The 18,407-nt window shown below is 70.9% G+C and carries 11 protein-coding genes and 1 other RNA gene; 3 read left to right on the top strand and 9 right to left on the bottom strand.

Annotated features, from left to right (window positions below):
* Positions 1-86: 86 nt before the first annotated feature.
* The gene (locus tag ABGB17_RS28495) at positions 87-1,355 is read left to right on the top strand and encodes an MFS transporter (RefSeq protein WP_347634966.1); all 1,269 of its coding nucleotides are present in this window, start codon (positions 87-89) and stop codon (positions 1,353-1,355) included.
* A gap of 3 nt (positions 1,356-1,358) precedes the next feature.
* Here the strand turns inward: ABGB17_RS28495 and ABGB17_RS28490 are convergent, their stop codons facing one another.
* From ABGB17_RS28490 to ftsE, 7 genes are all read right to left on the bottom strand, one after another.
* Positions 1,359-3,071 carry a glycoside hydrolase family 6 protein gene (locus ABGB17_RS28490; protein WP_347634992.1) on the bottom strand — a complete coding sequence of 571 codons (1,713 nt, stop codon included), beginning with the start codon at positions 3,069-3,071 and terminating at the stop codon, positions 1,359-1,361.
* Positions 3,072-3,315: 244 nt separating this feature from the next.
* Positions 3,316-5,412, bottom strand: a complete 2,097-nt coding sequence (locus ABGB17_RS28485) for an NACHT domain-containing protein (RefSeq protein ID WP_347634965.1) — start codon at positions 5,410-5,412, stop codon at positions 3,316-3,318.
* Positions 5,413-5,707: 295 nt separating this feature from the next.
* Positions 5,708-6,085: a transfer-messenger RNA gene (ssrA, locus tag ABGB17_RS28480) on the bottom strand.
* A 446-nt stretch (positions 6,086-6,531) separates the two neighbouring features.
* Positions 6,532-8,436 (bottom strand): penicillin-binding transpeptidase domain-containing protein, encoded by a 1,905-nt coding sequence (locus ABGB17_RS28475; RefSeq protein ID WP_347634963.1) that lies wholly within the window; start codon positions 8,434-8,436, stop codon positions 6,532-6,534.
* 14 nt (positions 8,437-8,450) lie between these two features.
* Positions 8,451-8,918, bottom strand: a complete 468-nt coding sequence (gene smpB, locus ABGB17_RS28470; protein WP_347634961.1) for an SsrA-binding protein SmpB — start codon at positions 8,916-8,918, stop codon at positions 8,451-8,453.
* 34 nt (positions 8,919-8,952) lie between these two features.
* Positions 8,953-9,861 (bottom strand): permease-like cell division protein FtsX, encoded by a 909-nt coding sequence (ftsX, locus tag ABGB17_RS28465; protein WP_347634959.1) that lies wholly within the window; start codon positions 9,859-9,861, stop codon positions 8,953-8,955.
* A 31-nt stretch (positions 9,862-9,892) separates the two neighbouring features.
* A complete protein-coding gene (ftsE, locus tag ABGB17_RS28460; RefSeq protein ID WP_347634957.1) occupies positions 9,893-10,582 on the bottom strand; it encodes a cell division ATP-binding protein FtsE in 690 nt (229 codons plus the stop codon).
* Between the two features lie 236 nt (positions 10,583-10,818).
* Between ftsE and ABGB17_RS28455 the strand changes: the two genes are divergently transcribed.
* Entirely contained in the window at positions 10,819-11,010 is a 192-nt protein-coding gene (locus ABGB17_RS28455; RefSeq protein WP_347634955.1) for a hypothetical protein, read from the top strand.
* 137 nt (positions 11,011-11,147) lie between these two features.
* On the opposite strand, the gene prfB is transcribed toward ABGB17_RS28455, so the two are convergent.
* Positions 11,148-12,263 carry a peptide chain release factor 2 gene (prfB, locus tag ABGB17_RS28450; protein ID WP_347634954.1) on the bottom strand — a complete coding sequence of 372 codons (1,116 nt, stop codon included), beginning with the start codon at positions 12,261-12,263 and terminating at the stop codon, positions 11,148-11,150.
* A 90-nt stretch (positions 12,264-12,353) separates the two neighbouring features.
* Here prfB and ABGB17_RS28445 point away from each other — a divergent pair, with 90 nt between their 5' ends.
* On the top strand, positions 12,354-13,400 hold the full coding sequence (locus ABGB17_RS28445) for a hypothetical protein (protein WP_347634952.1): 1,047 nt from the start codon (positions 12,354-12,356) through the stop codon (positions 13,398-13,400).
* Positions 13,401-13,502: 102 nt separating this feature from the next.
* Here the strand turns inward: ABGB17_RS28445 and ABGB17_RS28440 are convergent, their stop codons facing one another.
* The gene (locus ABGB17_RS28440) at positions 13,503-18,299 is read right to left on the bottom strand and encodes an NAD-glutamate dehydrogenase (protein ID WP_347634950.1); all 4,797 of its coding nucleotides are present in this window, start codon (positions 18,297-18,299) and stop codon (positions 13,503-13,505) included.
* Positions 18,300-18,407: the final 108 nt, after the last annotated feature.

Here is an 18,407-nt window from a genome sequence, read left to right as displayed (position 1 = left end):
GGCGCTTTGTCGACGTTTGTGATCTCCGGCAGCCGGCCGTACAGGGTGCCGGGGCAGCCTGGCCGGGCGAGGTTCTTGGGGGGCTGATGAGCGTCTGGCGTGGGCCGTGGCGGGTGCCGGTGGGGTTGGCTTATCTGACGTTTGTGCTGGTGGGGGTCAACGTCGGGGTGGGTGGGGTGTTGTTGCCGGCGCAGATCGATGATTACGGCGTGGACATGGCCACGATCGGGATCACGTTCTTCTTCTTCTCGGCGGGGTTCTTCGGGGCGGGGATCACGTCGGGGGGGCTGATCCAGCGGTTCGGGATACGGGTCTCGATGCTGGCGGCGGCGGGGATCTATGTGGTGGGGGCGTTGTACACGGCGGTGCGGCCGCCGTTCCTCGCGCTGGTGGCGGTGCAGCTTGTGGCGGGGTACGGGATCGGGCTGATGGAGTCGGTGCTCAACGCCTTTCTCGCGGATCTGCCGTCGGCCACGACGTTGCTCAACCATCTCCACGCGTTCTTCGGGGTGGGGGCGCTGGTCGGGCCGCTGCTCGCGGCCTGGATGCTGGGCTTCGTGCAGTGGCCGGTCGTGTGGCTGGTGCTGGGGCTGGCCGGGTTGCCGCTGATCGTGGGGTTCCTGCTGACCTATCCCCGTAAGGCGGACGAGGTGCGCAACCAGGTGCGGGACGCCCCGCCGGCGAAGGCAGGCGAGGTGCGGGACGCGCAGCCCGCCGACGCGGTGCTGGTGTCGGCGCCGCCGGCGAAGGCGCGGGGCGGGCTGCTGCTGGCGGCGTTGCGGGTGCCGGCGGTGGTGCTGGCCTCGATCTTCCTGTCCGTCTACGTCGGGCTGGAGATCAGCGTCGGCAACTGGGGGTACACGCTGCTGGTCGAGGAGCACGCGCAGGCGCACCTGATCGCGGGGTACACCGTCAGCGGGTACTGGCTCGGGCTGACGGCGGGACGGTTCCTCATCAGCCCGCTGGCCACGCGGCTCGGGCTGAGCGCGATGGGCATGACGTTCGTCTGCCTGGCGGGGGTCATGGCGAGCACCACGCTCACCTGGGTGGCCCCGGCCGGGGCGGTGGCGAGCGCCGGGTTCGGGCTGCTCGGGTTCTTCCTCGGGCCGCTGTTCCCCACGGCGATGGCGGTGGTGCCGGGGCTCGCCGAGTCCCGGCTGGTGCCCACCGCCATCGGTGTCATGAACGGCCTGTCGGTCGTCGGGGGCGCGCTGTTCCCGTGGATGGCCGGCGCGATCGGCCAGAGCGTCGGCGTGTGGACGCTGATGCCGTTCGCCCTCACGCTCGCCGTGGTGCAGCTCGCCGTCTGGTGGCTGCTCTCCCGCCAGAGGACGATGAGGACCGCGCCGGCCTGACCGCTACTGCAGCGGCGGGTAGGCGTTGGCCACGAGCTGCCGGAACAGCGCGGGGAACCACTGCCCCTCCACCGGGGCGTTCGGCAGCGCCTGGCTCGGCACGTACGCGCCGCGCGGCTCCTGGAACAGCGGGTTGCACCGCTGGTCGTGCGGAATGTTCTCCGGGTTGGGGACGACGTCCGCCGAGCTGGCGCCGTCGGAGACACCCGGCGGCTTGATCCACGCGTAGGCGTCGATGCCCGGCGCGGGATCGGCCCGCGGCCGCTCGCCGAGCCCGGCGCCGGTCTGGTTGCACCAGTTGGCGAGGGTGACGCGGCGGTCCACCCGGGACTGGTCGACGAACGTGTTGACGTCGGTGGAGGTGCTCGGCGCCGTCGGCCGGGTCGGGCCGCCCCAGCCGTTGCGTGAGGTGTCGATCACCATGCCGATGGTGGGCGGGAACCCGGCGGCGATCAGCCGGTTCCTGAACGCCTGGGCGAACGACAACTCGTCCACGTAGTCGTTCCAGTCCACCCAGCGGGTATACCGCACCGGCGTCCCCATGATCACCGTGGAGGCGGTGAAGAAGGGCTCGGTGAGCGCGGCCCACTCGGCGGTGTTCACCGTGAAGCCGTGCACGGGCGGCAGGCCGTCGCCGGTGGCGTTGCCGATGCTCGCCAGCAACTCGGCGGCGGCGGTGAAGCTGTCCGCCCAGCCGATCCGCCCGTGGTTGGAGGCGTCCAGGTAGGTGTACACGTTGGGGATGCCGTACAGGCGGTTCAGCGCGTACCGCACGGCCGGCGGGTAGACCCCGCTGGCCTTGACCGGCTCGCAGTTGATGGTGTACATGGTGCCGCTCGGCATCACCAGGCCCGGCAGGAAGTCGGGCTCGACCACCGCGACGATGCGCAGCCGCCGGTAGGCCGGGTCGGCGAGGATCGCGGCGATCGGGTCGACGTACCGGGTGCGGTACTGGTTCAGGCCGTCGTTCGCGATGGTGAAGTCACCGGTGCTGGCGTACCGCAGGCAGTTGCGGTCGGGCAGGTTGTTCAGCACGACCTGGATGGTGAGCGGCGTCGCGCCGTTGGCGGCGTCCTGCCGCACCGCTTCGTCGAGGTGCGCCCGCAGCCCCGGTATCGAGGAGGTGCCGGCGATGCGGGACACCCGGTCCAGCCACACGCCGGTCGAGTTCCGCGCCACCGCGGCCCCGCCGGGCTCACCCGCCGCCGCGGCCGACCACGTGGGGTCGACGTACCCGTCGGCCCCGGCGTACGGGTTGTCGACCCGCGTGGGATTGGGCGTGGGTGTGGGTGTGGGAGTGGGTGTGGGAGTCGGCGTCGGGGTCCCCGGGTTGGGGCCGAGGCAGCCGATGCCGTTCAGCAGGAACAGCGTGGGCGGGGTGTTCGTGCCGGTGTACGACCCGTTGAAGCCGATCGTGATCCGCTGCCCCTGGTTCAGCGTCCCGTTGTACGGCAGGTTCACCGCCGTCACGTTCGCGCCCGACTGGCTCCACGCGGCGTACCACCCGTTGTCCACCCGCTGGTCCCCCGGCCAGGTGAACGTTAGCCGCCACGACGTGACCCGCTGGGCCATGTTCTCGATGGTGATGTTCGCCCCGAACCGTCCGCTGCTGTCCCACGTCTTCACGTACGTCACCCGGCACGTGGCCGGCGGAATCGCCGCCAACGCGGGCACGGCCACCGCCACCACCGCGCACGCCAGCACTCCCGAGACCATCGCCAAGAGCCCTCGGTACCGCGTCCTCCACCGCACCACCACGTCGCGCCTCCTCAAGACCGGCCACGGAACACCCCCAAGGCATAAAGGGGGGCGACCACCACGATTAGCCCAACCCACGCGCCTGTACACCGCACGCCCGGCCCCGAGCCCCCCGCGGCCCGTCAACCTGCCGCGATCAGCCCTCCTAGCTCGGTAAGGGATCCATTACCGGCCCCGTCACCCGCCCGTCCTCCTGAAAGCTTCAGCCCTTCGACCGGCCGGCGAGGTGGTCCTGCAGGTCGGCGTGGCGGAACTGGTAGACCGGGCCGACCACCCGCAGCAGCCCCACCCGGTGCGCGTCGTCCAGGAACCGCATCAGGTTCCTCGGGCACTCCCCGCGCGCGGCCAGATGCCGCGCGGTGGTCTCGTAGGCCGGCCACGCGCTGTGGTGGACCATGGTGAGCCCGAAGGTGAGCCCGGCGAAGACCCCGGACAACACCCCCGCCCTGATCCCGGACCAGGGACCGCTCTCCAGCCCGATCACCAGCCCGGCGACCAGGCCGGCCGTGAGCCCCGGCACCACCGCGCACAGGATCGCGAGGGTACGGCTGGCCCGCCACGCCTGGTACGGCGTGACCGGCGCCGTGACGGGGGTGGGCTGCTGCATCCACTCGATGAGCACGAATCCCGGGGTGAGTGTCAGGGCCGCCCACAACGCGACCTGGACCGCGACCCAGGGCTCGGCCTCGGCGACGAGCGAGGCGCCCGCCACGCCCACGACCCCGAGCATGACCTTGGCCAGAAGCACGGGGGTGAGCTGCCGGGCCAGGTCCAGCAGCCTGCCCCGGAGCTGGATGCTGACGCGGCCGGGTGTATCGGTGAACCCCTTCCGGATGGCGGTCCACACACCGAACCCCGCCCCGAACGCCACCGGGAGCGTGACCATTATCGAGATCTGGCCCACGATCCCGGCGCCCAGGCCGAACCCCCAGCCGACGGCCATCCAGATGCTCATCGCCGCCCGCTTGCGCTCCTCGTCGGAAAGCACCTGCCCGCCGAGCCGCCACCAGGCCAGGTCACGGGTGTCGTGCGCGGAGAGCACGCGGGCCAGGCGGCGCAGGTAGCCGCGCGTGCGGACGGGATCCCACGCGCGCCGGGGCAGTAGCTCCCGGCGCCCGGAACGGCGGTCCGGGCGTCCGCCAGGCGGCCGGGCGGCGAGGAGCACCCGGATCAGGCCGTCCCACAGGTGGGCCCGCAGCTCTTCGGGGTCCCGCCCGAGCGTGCCTGCCAGCGGTGCCGGGTCGGCGCCGGGTTCGATGTAGACGGCGTGCAGGAGCCACAGGCCGAGCGGCGTGCCGGCCATCTGGGACAGGGCTTCCGGCGTTCCGGTGCGCAGGCCGCTCAGGAGGCCCTCCCAGACCGGGCCGGGCTCGGGCGGCAGCCGGGCACGCAGGTACGTCTCGGCGGTGGCCCGCGTGAGCGGCTCGGGGGCGATGACGGCGGCGGACGGCAACGGCCGCCCCGCGTCCTCGATGGCCTGCCGCAGCTCCCCGGTGCGGGTGGTGAGGACGAACGCGTCCGCGTCGTCCAGGGATCCGGCGAGAGCCTTGACGATCCCGGCCCGCGACGGGGCGGGCAACTCGTCCATGCCGTCCAGGATCGGCAGGACGTGGTTCCCCTTGACCAGTGCCATGGCCACCTCGTCGCCGAAGTCCGGCGAGCGCAGGGCCGGGTAGTCGCGCTCCAGGCTCCTGGCCAGCCACGCGTGCAGGTCACCGTCCCCTGCGGTGTCCCAGCCCGACAGCGGCAGCAGCACCGGCACCGGCCCCGCCGGGTCGCGTCCCGGCCCCGCCAGTTCGAGCAGGAGCCGGATGACCAGGGTGGTCTTGCCGGTGCCGGCGTCGCCGGTGACGACGAGGCGGCGCCTGCCGAGCTTCATGAAGTCACCGGCGAGCCTCGACACGTCGTCGCCGTCGCCGTCGAGGAACCTCTCGCCGCCGAGGTGCCGATGGTCGCTCAGCTCACGGTCCTCGACGAGCCGCCACACCACCGGGATCGGGTCGGCCAGCGACCGGATCACCGACTCGTCGCGCCACTGCTCCCACACCAGAGCGGCGAGCGTTCCCTTGGCACTCTCCACCTGCTCCGGCCGCGTCGCCCTGGGGACGACGGCGTTCCACCCCCAGCGGACGACCGGCGCCGCGGCGATCGCCGCGGCCAGCACGAACGCCGCCATGTCGGCGACGGTCGCCTCCTGCTCCCAGGAGGTGAACTTGACCACGAGCACCACAAGCACGCCCATGGCAGCCAGCCAGAGAACGGCGACGAGCGGCGCCAGCCAGGATCTGTGCCGGTTCACGAGCCCATCATGGCGACCCCCGATCCCCCACCCCGCCGATCGGCACGAACCGTTACCTACTGGATACACCGGGCAAGGACCCGCCGACGCCGGCCATCCCGCCCCTCAGATGATCACCACCGCGACGACAGCCCGCACGGGCTCCCCGCGCAACCCGCCGCCACCCGGACAAAAGAAGCCGCCGAAGACCGTGGCCGGCGCTCGCGAGAAACCGGCGCCTCGGGGGCTGTGAACGGCCTGCCACGAAAAAACCGCCCCCCACCTGCGGAGTTCCGCGGGTGAGAGGCGGTCTGGGCGGTGGAGGTGGCGGGAATCGAACCCGCGTCCTCCGGCACCGCGACAGGGCTTCTCCGGGCGCAGCCTGCTGTGATTTTCTCAGCCCCGGCGATCACGCAGGCGAGTCGCCGACGGGCTCAGTCACTGTTAGGTTTCCCTAGCGGCCCCGTGACCGGGTCGCTCGGTTGAGCCTCCTAGCGATGCCAGGTCCCGGGCCGGAGGCGATCCCGGGCTGACAAGGGCAAGGTCCTCGCTTAGGCGGCGAGGGCCATACGGCCCTGAGTGCGCGTGTTATCGGCACTTATTGTGTGCGGTCACAGGATTAACGAGGTTATGTCCGCAGTCCTCGGCCCGCTTCCCCTGAGGCGACATGTCGAAGTCGAAACCGGTCACCCCCTGAGGGCGCCCGGGCGTACACCCGGACACCTTGAAGATACTAAAGCCAACACCGCCGGCGTCAACTTGATTCCCGCCCACGGCGTGACGAACCCCCGGGGCGTGGCACGAGGCACACGACCCCGGGGGCCGACCGGCAGGGTCGAGCCGGTCCGGACGGCAGGGCTTCCCCCGAGATGAAGCCCTGGTCTCATCACGGCGACTGAGCCCGCAACCCCCAAGCGGGACCCAGTCACCCAGAAAGACGCAGGACGACCCCCCGATGGTTGCTCGCCGCCCGGACGAATTTTCGGCCAGGCCCGGATCCCGGTGAAAGGGACGGCGAGGCCCGGATCCCGGTGAAAGGGACGGCGAGGCCCGGATCCCGGTGAGGGGGGCGGCGAGGCCCGGATGCCGGTGAGAGGGACGGCGTGTCTTTCCGGTAGCGCACCCGGCGAGGGCCGTCCGTCAGGAGGAGGACGGGAGGCCGCGGAAGAACTGGCCGGCCATCTGGGCGGGGAGGGTGGGGCTCGGGGTCTCGGCCATGACGGCCACGGCGACGTCGCCCTGCCAGCCGACGAACCAGGACAGGCTGCGCTGGCGCTTCTTCTCGGTGTACGAGACGGCGGACACCACGCCGTACACGGGGGCACCGCCGGGGGCGGCGGCGGCCGAGGCGGCGCCGGAGGTGACGCCCGAGCGCATCAGGGAGCGCAGCTCGTCGAGGACCTCGGGGTCCAGCGCGATCGGCTTCGGGGGGGCCACGGGGGCCACCTCGGACGTCAGGTCGGGCGCGGCGGGGGCCGTCACCAGCGTCGGGGGGCGCCAGGTGCCGGAGGCGACCGCTCCGGCGGCCAGGGCCATCGACAGCGGGCTGACCCGCACGGTCTGCCCGGTGATGACGCGGGCCTTGGCGGCGTCGGTGCGGGCCTGCGGCACGCTGCCGCTGTACGAGCGCAGCGGCAGCGACCAGTCGGCCCCGATGCCGAAACGCTCCGCCGAGCGGGCGAGCGTGTTCGCGTCCACCCTGCGGGCCATCGCGGCCAGCGCGGTCACGCAGCCGTGCGCGAAGTCGGAGGTGAGCGTGGGGGCGCCGCCGGGCGGCCCGGCGGCCTGCTGGAACCGCGCACCGCCGACCGTGCGGTCCGCCGGGCACGGCACCTTCTGCCCGGGCTCCACCCCGGCCTCGAGGAGCCCGTCCGCGGCCACCATCGAGAACACGGTGCCCGGCGGGAAACGCCCCGCCAGGGCGTCGTGCTCCTGGTCGAGCTGCCGGGACCCGACGGCCAGGATGTCCCCGGTGGACGCCTTGACCGCCACGAGCAGCGCCGGCGCGGACCCGGCGACGGCGGCGTCGGCCGCGCGCTGCACACCCTTGTCCAGGGTGGTCTTCACCGAGGTGTTGAGCCGCCCCTCCCACTTGGCCAGCTCGGCCACCTGCTCGCCGGTCTTGAGGTCGTAGGTGATGACCCGGGTGCCGGTGGAGCCGGTGAGCTGGTCCTGGTAGGCCTTCTGCAGCCCTCCCTGCCCGACGGTGTCGCCGGCCCGCTGCGGCCCCCCGAGCTGCTGCTCGGTCTCGGCGGTGATCGTGCCGACCTTGCCGATGATCTCGACGGGCTGGGCCGGGGCGACCGGCTGCCGCTTCATCTGGATCTGCAGCCCGGAGATGCCGTCAAGCCGGTCGCGCAACTGGGCGTACTTGGCCCGGCCGAAGGTCACCAGGGGCACGAACGACTGCGGCGGCGCGGAGACGATGCGGCTGAGCAGGCGGTCCTGGGCGAAGCCGGTGAGCTGGTAGAGCTGCTCGCACAGCGTCTCGCGGTCCTTGAGGGTGGCGGGCACGACCCCGGCGACGTAGAGGGTGGCCTCCTGCTGCAGAGGGTCGCCGTTGCGGTCCAGGATGGGCTGGCGGCCCTCGGAGGTGGCGTCCACGGCGAACCGCTGCCCGGCGCGCAGCTCGGGGTGGATCACGCTCGGCGACCACCGGACCTTCCACTCGCCGTTCACCAGGTGGAGCGGGAGGTCGTTGTCGTACATCCACAGCGGGCTGTTGTCGCCGAGGTCCACCTCGACGTGGAACTTGGCGTCGGCGTTGTCGCCGTCGGTGGTGAGCTTCTGCAGGGAGAACCGGATGGAGGCGGCGTCGAGCTGGAGCTTGGCGTTCTCCAGGGCCTGCCCGACCTCCTTGGGTTCGCCGTCGGTGCGCCGCGCCGCCGCCGCGTAGTCGCCGGTCTGCCAGCCGACGAGGAAATCCTTGACGGCGTTGTGCGGGGACGGCTCGGCGAAGCACGCCGCGAGCGCCGGCACCGCCACGGCCAGCGACAGCCCGGCGGACAGCGCCCGCCGGGCGAAACCGCGCCTACGGGACCCCACAGCCGACCGATGCCTCACCGGTTGCGTTGCCGCAGGGCCCGGGCCATCTCGCGGGTCGCCTGCTTCTCCGCGAGATCGTGCCGCTTGTCCCACGTCTTCTTACCGCGGGCGAGCCCGATCTCGACCTTGGCCTTGCCGTCCCTGAAGTACAGGGCCAGCGGGACGATGGTCAGCCCGGACTCCTTGGTCTTGCCGACGAGCTTGCCGATCTCCTTGCGGTGCAGCAGCAGCTTGCGGGGGCGCCGCGCCGCGTGGTTGGTCCAGGTGCCCATGTGGTACTCGGGGATGTGGACGTTCATCAGCCACACTTCGTCGTCCTTCACCTGCGCGTAGCCGTCGGCCAGACTGGCGCGCCCGGCGCGCAGCGACTTCACCTCGGTGCCCATGAGGACGAGCCCGGCCTCGAAGGTGTCCTCGATGTGGTAGTCATGCCGGGCACGCTTGTTCTGGGCGACGAGCTTGCGTCCGGTCTCGCGTGGCATAGCAGTGAGCCTACTGTGCGGCGGTGTTACCCGGTCACACCCGAAGGTAGCGACGCAGGGTCACGAACGACGCCAGGATACAGATGAGCACGCCGACGACCGTGGTGAGTGTGATCACCTGCGCGACGTCGCTCCAACTGAGCTGTGTGGACAACACGAAGTAGCTCTGCATGCCGTCGAACAGCACGATCTTGGCGAACATCAGCAGGACCGCGGAGATCACGCCGCCGATGAGGCCGGCGATCGTGCCCTCCATGACGAACGGGAGCTGGATGTACAGGTTGGACGCGCCGACCAGCCGCATGATGCCCGTCTCGCGCCGCCGGTTGTACGCCGACAGCCGCACCGTGTTGCCGATCAGCAGGATCGCGGCGAACACCTGGATCAGCGCCACCACCAGCGCCGCCCACCGCAGCTTGCCCATCAGCCCGAAGAACTTGTCGAGTAGCTGCTGGTCGTTCACCACGTTGGACACGCCTGGCGCGCCGCTCAGCGCGTCGAACACCGCCTTGTAGTCGTCGGGGTTCTTCAGCTTGACCCGGAACGACTCGGGCATGTCCTCGACCTTGACCGCGGACAGGAACACGCTGTTGCTGCTGTAAGCGGCCTTGAAGTTCTCGTACGCCTTCTGCTGGTCCTCGAAGAAGACCCTGTCGACCTGCGGCATGCTCTGGATCTGCTGCTGGAGCGCCTGCTTCTCCTGTGCGCTGACCGCCCCGCGGCCCTTGCAGGGCTGGAACGGGTCGTTCTTCTTGCACAGGAACGCGGACAGCTGAACCTTGTCCGACCAGTAGGTGCTCATGTTGCCGACCTGAGCGTTGATCATCAGCCCGATGCCGAGCAGCGCCATGCCGATGGCCACGGTGACGATGACCGCGATGGTCATCGTCAGGTTGCGGCGAAGGCCGATCCAGACCTCAGAGAAGATGAAGTTTGCCCGCATGCTGTGGGAGTCCCCTGTCGTTCTCGCTCGATCAGTACGCCTGGCCGTACACGCCGCGCGACTGATCTCGGACGATCTTGCCGTCCTCCAGCTCGACCACGCGCTTGCGCATGGAGTCGACGATGGCGGCGTCATGGGTGGCCATGACGACGGTGGTGCCGGTCCGGTTGATCCGGTCGAGCACCTTCATGATCCCGATGCTGGTCGCGGGGTCGATGTTGCCCGTGGGCTCGTCCGCGAGGAGGATCATCGGCCGGTTGACGAACGCGCGGGCCATCGCGACCCGCTGCTGCTCACCGCCGGACAGCTCGTCGGGCATGCGGTGGGCCTTGCCTTCCAGGCCCACCAGTTCGACGACCTCGGGCACCACCTTGCGGATGAACCGCCGGGGCTTGCCGATGACCTCAAGCGCGAACGCGACGTTCTCGTAGACGTTCTTGTTGGGGAGGAGCCGGAAGTCCTGGAACACGCAGCCGATCCGGCGGCGCAGGTGCGGCACCTTGAAGTTCGACAGGCGTGCCAGATCCTTCCCGGCGACGTGGATGGCCCCGGAGTTGGGGCGCTCCTCCTTCAGGACCAGCCGGAGAAAGGTCGACTTCCCCGACCCCGAAGGACCGACCAGGAACACGAACTCACCCTTGTCCACGTCCACGCTCACGTGGTCGAGGGCGGGCCGGTTCTGGTTAGTGTAGACCTTGGTGACATTATCGAAATGGATCACAGGCGCATCACGGCATGCCAGTCTAGGGGTTAGGACGGTAGCGGAGGTGGCCGAGTGGGCCACATCGCCTTGCTGCCGGCCGGAGGTTCGCCGGTCTTTACCATTGATCGACGTTCCGGTTGGCCGAGGCTCAGTCTAGGGGTAACACTGGCATGGAACGTCCATAACGGAAACAAAACGATTCCACACTCGCTAACGGCCCGGTAAAGCGATCTTCGTGGAGAGGAAGATTCCCTGTGAGCTGCGAACATCTCATCTGCGCCCAGTGCGCCTTCCCGGTGGTGGAGGGGCGCTGCCCCGTCTGCCGGGAGAGCAGAGACAGGCTTCACCACCACGGTTTCGGCGGGCTGTCGCCCATGGTCATCGCGGTGGTGCTGATCGTTCTGCTGGCGTTCACACTGACGATCAGGCACGTCTACGGCGGCTGATCCCTGCGGCCCTGGGGGCCGGCCGCCGGCGGCCGCGCACCAGGGCCAGGGGGCTCGGACCGGGGCACGGCGAAGGCTCCCGGCGCTCAGGCCGGGAGCACGGCGAAGACTGGGGCCGGACTGGGGCCGGCCGGTGGTCAGGCGGCGCCGGACTCCTGCCGTCGCGTCCAGCGGATCTCGCCCTCGATGAACTCGTCGAGGTCGCCGTCCAGCACGGCCGTCGGGTTGCCCGCCTCGACCGACGTGCGCAGGTCCTTCACGATCTGGTACGGGTGCAGCACGTAGTTGCGGATCTGGGTGCCCCAGGAGGTCGTGGTCTCCCCACGCAGCTCAGACATCTTCTCCGCCTCCTCCTGGCGCTTGCGCTCCAGCAGCTTGGCCTGGAGCACGGCCATCGCCGAGGCGCGGTTCTGGAGCTGGGAGCGCTCGTTCTGGCAGGAGACCACGATGCCGCTGGGCAGGTGGGTGATGCGGACCGCCGAGTCGGTGGTGTTGACGCCCTGGCCGCCGGGACCGGACGAGCGGTACACGTCGATGCGCAGATCGTCCTCGTTGATGTCGATGTGGTCGGTCTGCTCGACCACGGGCACGACGTCCACGCCGGCGAAGGACGTCTGGCGGCGGCCCTGGTTGTCGAACGGGCTGATGCGCACCAGGCGGTGGGTGCCGTGCTCGCCGCGCAGGGTGCCGTAGGCGTAGGGGGCCTTCACCACGAAGGTGGCCGACTTGATGCCGGCCTCCTCGGCGTAAGAGGTGTCGTACACCTCGGTGGAGTAACCCTTGCGCTCGGCCCAGCGCAGGTACATGCGCAGCAGCATCTGCGCCCAGTCGGCGGCGTCCACGCCCCCGGCCTGGGAGTTGATGGTGATCAGCGCCTCGCGCGCGTCGTACGGCCCCGACAGCAGCGTGCGCACCTCGAGGGCGTTGATGTCGCCGCGCAGCGAGACGAGCTCGCGCTCGGCCTCGGCGCGGGTGTCGGCGTCGTCCTCGGCCTCGGCCAGCTCGAACAGGACCGGGAGGTCCTCCAGCCGGCGCACCAGCGCCTCGACCTTGGTGAGCTCGCCCTGCAGGTGGGACAGCCTGCTGGTGACCTTCTGCGCCTGCTCGGGGTCGTTCCACAGATCGGGCGCGGCAGCCTGCGCCTCCAGATCGGCGATCTGCTTGCGCATAGCGTCGAGATCGAGCACGTCCTGAATGCCCTTCAGGGTGCCGCTAAGCTCGTTGATCTCTTCTACGGGATCGATGACTGCCACAACTGCCAAGAGTACGCGAATTCGGGAGCCGGCTCGCGCGGTGACTAGCATGGCGTCCGGCGGGGACTCTTTTCCGAAAGGCGAGCGAGCGTGATCAGGATCGTGCGTGCCGCGCTCGCGACGCTCCTCGTCGCCGGGGCGATCGTCGGCTGCACCTCCGAGCCGCCCGCCGCGCGGCGCTCGCCGTCCCCGTCCGCGCCCCTTTCGCCGGAGGCGTCCCCCACCACGGAGGAGCCGCCCACGGTGACGCTCAAGGAGGCGGCGGAGGTCGTGCGGGCCGTCCTCGCCACCGACGACGTGGTGCGGGCCGCCGGCGACGAGCCGTACGCCCTGGCGCAGAGGCGGGACGCGCAGTCGCCGATCACGGTGACGGAGTTCCGGTCCACCGGCCTGAAACCCCCGCGCTACACCTGGGGCGAGCCGCGACTGCTGGTGCCCCGGCTGGACCGCTTCCCGCTGTGGTTCGCCGCCCTGGTGGAGCGGCGTGAGCCCGGCGGTGACCGCCGCACGGCCCTGCTGGCGTTCATGCGGCAGTACGAGAACTCCCGCTGGCAGCTCAGCTTCGCGTCCCTGCTCTACGCCGCCACCCCGCTGGACGTGGACGGCGCGCCGCTCGGCGTCTCCCTGGACGAGGAGGGGTACGCCACGCCGCTGCCCACCCGGGACGACACGCTGGCGATCAGCCCGCACCTGATGGCGCCGCTGCACGCCACCATCGCCGAGGAGGGTCCCGGCGGCTTCGCGGCCGGGCTGATCGCGGCGGGCCCGCAGACCACCGGCTATTTCACCGAGGTCGGCGAGGCCAAGCCGGAGGCCAAGCGGCTCGGCTTCCTGTACGACTCGATCTTCGGCGCGACCGAGTACCCCATCTACGCGCTGCGCGCCACCGACGGCGGGGGCGTGGTGCTGTACTCCCTGAGCCGCACCACGAACTGGCAGGCCCAGACGGCCAACGCCATCGGCGTGGTGCCGGTGCCGGAGAACGCCCGCTGGTCGATCGGCAGGCCGGTGGTGCGCCGCAAGCTGCGCGTGACGGAGACCCAGCAGTACGTCGCCCACGTCCAGCCACGCGGCGCCACCCGCCTGTCGGAGGTCGTGGGCTACGACGGCGCCGTCACCGGGGTCAGCGGGGAGTGACCCGCGGCCGCACGCCGCCGAGGGCGTACGGCCGGTGGTCTCCCGCCTGCGGCGGGCCGCCGGCCGCCGCAGTCCTCCGTGTACGGCGGGCCGCCGGCCGTCTCAGCCCTCCGCGTACGGCAGGCTGCCGGCCGCGACCAGGGTGCGGATCGCGCGCAGGGCCACCGACAGCGTCGCGAGGTCGAAGGTGTCGCTCTCCCAGATCTCCGAGATCGTCTGCCGGGACCGCGCCACCGCCGCCGAGTTGGCCTCCGCCCAGCGGGCCAGCCGCTCCTCGGGGCCGAGACCCGGCTCGCTGTGGGTGAGGATGTCCCGGGTGAGGGTCGCGTGCGCGGCGTACAGGTCGTCGCGCAGCGCGGCCCGCGCCATGGAGTTCCACCGGTTGTCGCGGGGCAGCATGATGACCCGCTCGCGCAGCCGGGAGAGCTGGATGCGGTCGGCGAGGTCGAAGTACACCTCGGCGACGTCGTGCACCGGCCGCCCGGTGCGGGCCGCGATCTCCACCAGGTCGAACGTCGAGTACGCCGGCACCATCACCGCCGCGCGCTCGGCGAGGTCCGCGGGCACGCCCCGGGCGACGAACCCGTCGCGGCGCTCCTCGAACGCCGCGAGGTCCCGCCCGGCGAGCAGCTTCGGCAGGTGCGGCAGCAGGCCCTCGGCGCCCTCGCTGAAGAACCGCGCGGTGGAGGTGAGGTCCAGCGGCGGCCTGCGGTTGCCGAGCAGCCACCGGGCGCCCCGCTCGACCAGCTTGCGTCCCTCCAGGCGCATGGCGATCTGCGTGGCGGCGTCCACCTTGTTGTCCAGCGCCTCGACGGACCGCCAGAACGCGGGCATCCCGAAGACCTCGCGGGACACCAGGTACGCCCGCGCGATGTCCGGCGTGGACGCGCCGGTCTCCTCGCCGAACCGGAACATGAACGTGATGCCGCTCATGTTGACCAGGTCGTTCACGACGCCGGTGGCGATGATCTCGCGGCGCAGCGGGTGGGAGTCCATGCGCTTGCGGAACAGCTCGCGCAGCGCCGAGGGGAAGTACGACACCAGCCACGACTCCAGGAACGGGTCGTCGGGCAGGTCGGAGGCCAGCAGCTCGTGGTCGGCGGTGAGCTTGGTGTAGGCGAGCAGCACCGAGAACTCCGGCGCGGTGAGGCCGAGGCCCGACTGGCGCCGCTCGGCCATCTGCTTGTCCGACGGCAGGGACTCAAGCCCCCGGTTGAGGTGGTGCTCGCGCTCCAGCTTGCGCAGGTAGCGGGCGTGGATGTGCAGCATCTCGGGGGCCTGCGCGCGTGCGGCGGCCAGCACGACGTTCTGCGCCTTGTTGTCGCGCAGCACGAGCTCGGCGACCTCGCCGGTCATGTCGAGGAAGAGCTGGTCGCGCTCGGCGTCGGTGAGGTCGCCGTCCCGTACCACACGGTCCAGCAGGATCTTGATGTTGACCTCGTGGTCGGAGGTGTCCACGCCGGCCGAGTTGTCGATGAAGTCGGTGTTGACCAGGCCGCCGCCGAGGGCGTACTCGATGCGGGCCTTCTGGGTGAGACCGAGGTTGCCGCCCTCGCCGATCACCTTGCACCGCAGGGTGGAGGCGTCCACCCGCAGCGGGTCGTTGGCCTTGTCCCCCGCGTCGGCGTGGCTCTCTGTGGACGCCTTGACGTAGGTGCCGATGCCGCCGTTCCACAGCAGGTCCACGGGGGCCCTGAGGATGGCGCTGATCAGATCGCTCGGGGTGAGCGCGGGCACGCCGTCGGCGATGCCGAGGGCGGCGCGCATCTGCGGGGACACCGGGATCGACTTGGCGGTGCGTGGCCAGACGCCGCCGCCCTGGGAGATCAGGGAAGGGTCGTAGTCGGCCCAGGAACTGCGCGGCAGCGCGAACAGGCGTTCCCGCTCGGCGTACCCGCGCTCGGGGTCGGGCGAGGGGTCGACGAAGATGTGGCGGTGGTCGAAGGCGGCGGCCAGCTTGATGTGGCGGGACAGCAGCATGCCGTTGCCGAACACGTCGCCGGACATGTCGCCGACGCCGGCCACGGTGAAGTCGGTGGTCTGCACGTCCACGCCGAGCGAGCGGAAGTGGTGGGCCACCGACTCCCAGGCGCCGCGTGCGGTGATGCCCATGGCCTTGTGGTCGTAGCCGACCGAGCCGCCGGAGGCGAACGCGTCGCCGAGCCAGAAGCCGTACTCCTTGGCGACGGCGTTGGCGATGTCGGAGAACGTCGCGGTGCCCTTGTCGGCGGCCACCACCAGGTAGGTGTCGTCGCCGTCGTGCCGCACCACGTTGTGCGGGGGCACCACCTCGTTGTCCACGAGGTTGTCGGTGAGGTCGAGCAGGCCGGAGATGAACTGGCGGTAGCAGGCCACGCCCTCGGCCGTCAGCTCGTCCCTGCCCCCCGCGGGCGGGCGCTTCACGACGAAGCCCCCCTTGGAGCCGGTGGGCACGATGACGGTGTTCTTCACCATCTGCGCCTTGACCAGGCCGAGCACCTCGGTGCGGAAGTCCTCCATGCGGTCCGACCAGCGCAGGCCGCCGCGGGCGACCTTGCCGAACCGCAGGTGCACGCCCTCGACCCGGGGCGAGTACACGAAGACCTCGACCATAGGGCGGGGCAGCGGCAGCACGCTGATGGACGCCGAGTCCAGCTTGAGGGAGATGTACGGCTTGCGGCGGCCGGCGAGCGTCTGGAAGGCGTTGGTGCGCAGCGTGGCGGTGATCAGTTCCAGGTACGCGCGCAGGATGCGGTCCTCGTCGAGGGACGCCACGTCGTCCAGGGCCGCGAGGATCTCCTCACGCAGCGCGTCGCCCACGTCGTCACGCAGCTCGGGCGACCTGGCGGGGTCGAGCCGGGCCTCGAACAGCCGTACCAGCAGGCCGGCGAGCCGCAGGTTGCCGACCAGCGCCTTCTCGATGTAGCGCTGGCTGAACGTGGTGCCCGTCTGGCGCAGGTACTTGGCGTACACGCGCAGGATCTCGGCCTGGCGCCAGGTGAGGCCGGCGGCGGGGACCAGCGCGTTGAAGCCGTCGCTCTCGATCTCGCCGCGCCACAGCGCGCCGAAGGTGTCCTCGACCAGCCTCGTGAACGCCTCGTCCCCGACGCGGTCGGAGGGCGGGAAACGCAGGCCGAAGTCGTAGATCCAGCAGGGCTCGGCGTTCTTGCGGGCCACGCGGTACGGGCGCTCGTCCACGACCTCGACACCCATGCGGCCGAGCAAAGGGAGCACGTCGGACAGGGAGACCGCGGCGCCGATGCGGTAGAGCTTGAACCGCCACTCGTCGTGGAGGCGGTACAGGTCCATGGCGATCTCGCCCGGGGTGGCGGCGATGCCCTCCAGGCGGCGCAGGTCCTCGACGGCGACGTCGGGGGTGAAGTCCTCCTTGTACGCCTCGGGGAACGCGGCGGCGTAGCGGCCGATCGCGATCGCGTCGTCGCCGAGCGCGGCGGCGAGGCCGTCCTCCCAGGACCGGGTGGTGGCCGCGATCCGGGACTCCAGCTCCTCGACGTCCACACCCTCGATGCTGAGGGGCTTGCCGCGCTCGCCGCGGATGGTGACGTGCAGGCGGGCCAGAGGGGACTCGCCGATCATGGTGCTGTAGTCGAGTGAGGTGCCGCCGAGGGCCAGCAGGAGGATGTCCTGCACCCGCACGCGCACGTCGGTGGTGTACCGGTCGCGGGGCAGGTAGATCAGGCAGGAGATGTAGCGGCCGTAGTCGTCGCGGCTGAGGAAGAGGCGCACCCGCTTGCGCTCACGCAGCCGCAGCACGCCGGCGACGACCGGGACCAGCTCCTCGGCCGGGACGTGGAACAGCTCGGCGCGGGGGTAGCTCTCCAGGATCTCGATGGCGTCCTTGCCGTCGTGGCTGTCGGGGGCCAGGCCGGCGCGGTCGAGCACCTCGCCGAGCTTGCGGCGCAGCACCGGGATGCGGGAGATCGACTCGCTGTACGCGACATGGGTGAACAGGCCGAGAAAGCGGCGCTCGCCGACCACCTCGCCCTCAGGGGAGAACACCTTGACGCCCACGTAGTCGAGGTAGACGGGGCGGTGCACGGTGGCGCGGCTGTTGGCCTTGGTGACGACCAGAAGCTGTTTCTCGCGGGCCTTGGCGCGCAGCTCGGGGGGCAGGGCGGCGAAGCTGGTGGAGCCGGCCTTGTCGGCACGCAGGATGCCGAGGCCGGTGCCGGGCACGGCGCGCAGCCGGTCGCCGTCGGAGGCGCTCTCCAGGCGGTACTCGCGGTAGCCGAGGAAGGTGAAGCGGTCGTCGGCGAGCCAGCGCAGCAGCTCGGTGCTGTCCTCGATCTCCTCCGGTGGCAGGGGAAGGGAGGTGTCCGCCGCGAGGTCCAGGGCGAGGGCGCGCATCTTGTCGCAGTCCTCGACGGCGTTGCGTACGTCCTGGAGGACGCGGCGCAGGTCCTCCTCCAGGGCGCGCAGCACGGTCTCGTCGGTCTGGCGGTCGATCTCGATGCGCATCCACGACTCGGCCAGGAGCTGGCCGGTGACGCCGCGCTCGGCGCCGAGCATGCGGCCCGTCATGTCCCGTTCGACGGCCATCTGGGGGTGCACGATGAGGTGGACGCCGATCTCGTGCCGGTCCAGCTCCATGGTCACCGAGTCGACCAGGAAGGACATGTCGTCGGTCACGACCTCCACCACGGAGAACGGCCGCTCCGCCGGGCTGTAAGCACGCACCAGTGCCCGTCCCTGCGGCCGGTGCGCCGCGAACGCGCGATGCCCCGTCACGGTGCGGTACAGCTCCTCCGGCGCACGGTCCTGGAGGTCCTCCGGCGCGACATGCCGGTAGTACTGCCGCAACAACGTCAGCGCCCGCTCGCCGTCCAGCCCGTCGCCCCCTGCCGCGTCCAGTCCGGCAGCCGACCGTAGCAACTCGTCCTTCTCCTCTTCGAGGGACATGTCGCGCTCACTCCTTTGTGAGGGGTATCACCTATGTGCCACAGCCGGACCCCCACCCCGCCAAGGCGGCCGGCGTCTTACCGTCCCCATGGACGCCACAGACCCGGA

The organism is Sphaerisporangium sp. B11E5 (assembly GCF_039871875.1).
In the GTDB taxonomy this organism is placed as follows: Bacteria; Actinomycetota; Actinomycetes; order Streptosporangiales; family Streptosporangiaceae; genus Sphaerisporangium.
The sequence above is the reverse complement of the archived record's forward strand: the minus strand, read 5'-3'. Positions and strand labels throughout refer to the sequence as shown.

Bases quoted from the DNA above. Each gene is read 5' to 3' on its own strand.
- ABGB17_RS28495 (WP_347634966.1), top strand. From the start codon at position 87: ATGAGCGTCTGGCGTGGGCCGTGGCGGGTGCCGGTGGGGTTGGCTTAT.
- ABGB17_RS28490 (WP_347634992.1), bottom strand. From the start codon at position 3,071: ATGGTCTCGGGAGTGCTGGCGTGCGCGGTGGTGGCGGTGGCCGTGCCC.
- smpB (WP_347634961.1), bottom strand. From the start codon at position 8,918: ATGCCACGCGAGACCGGACGCAAGCTCGTCGCCCAGAACAAGCGTGCC.
- ftsX (WP_347634959.1), bottom strand. From the start codon at position 9,861: ATGCGGGCAAACTTCATCTTCTCTGAGGTCTGGATCGGCCTTCGCCGC.
- ABGB17_RS28440 (WP_347634950.1), bottom strand. From the start codon at position 18,299: ATGTCCCTCGAAGAGGAGAAGGACGAGTTGCTACGGTCGGCTGCCGGA.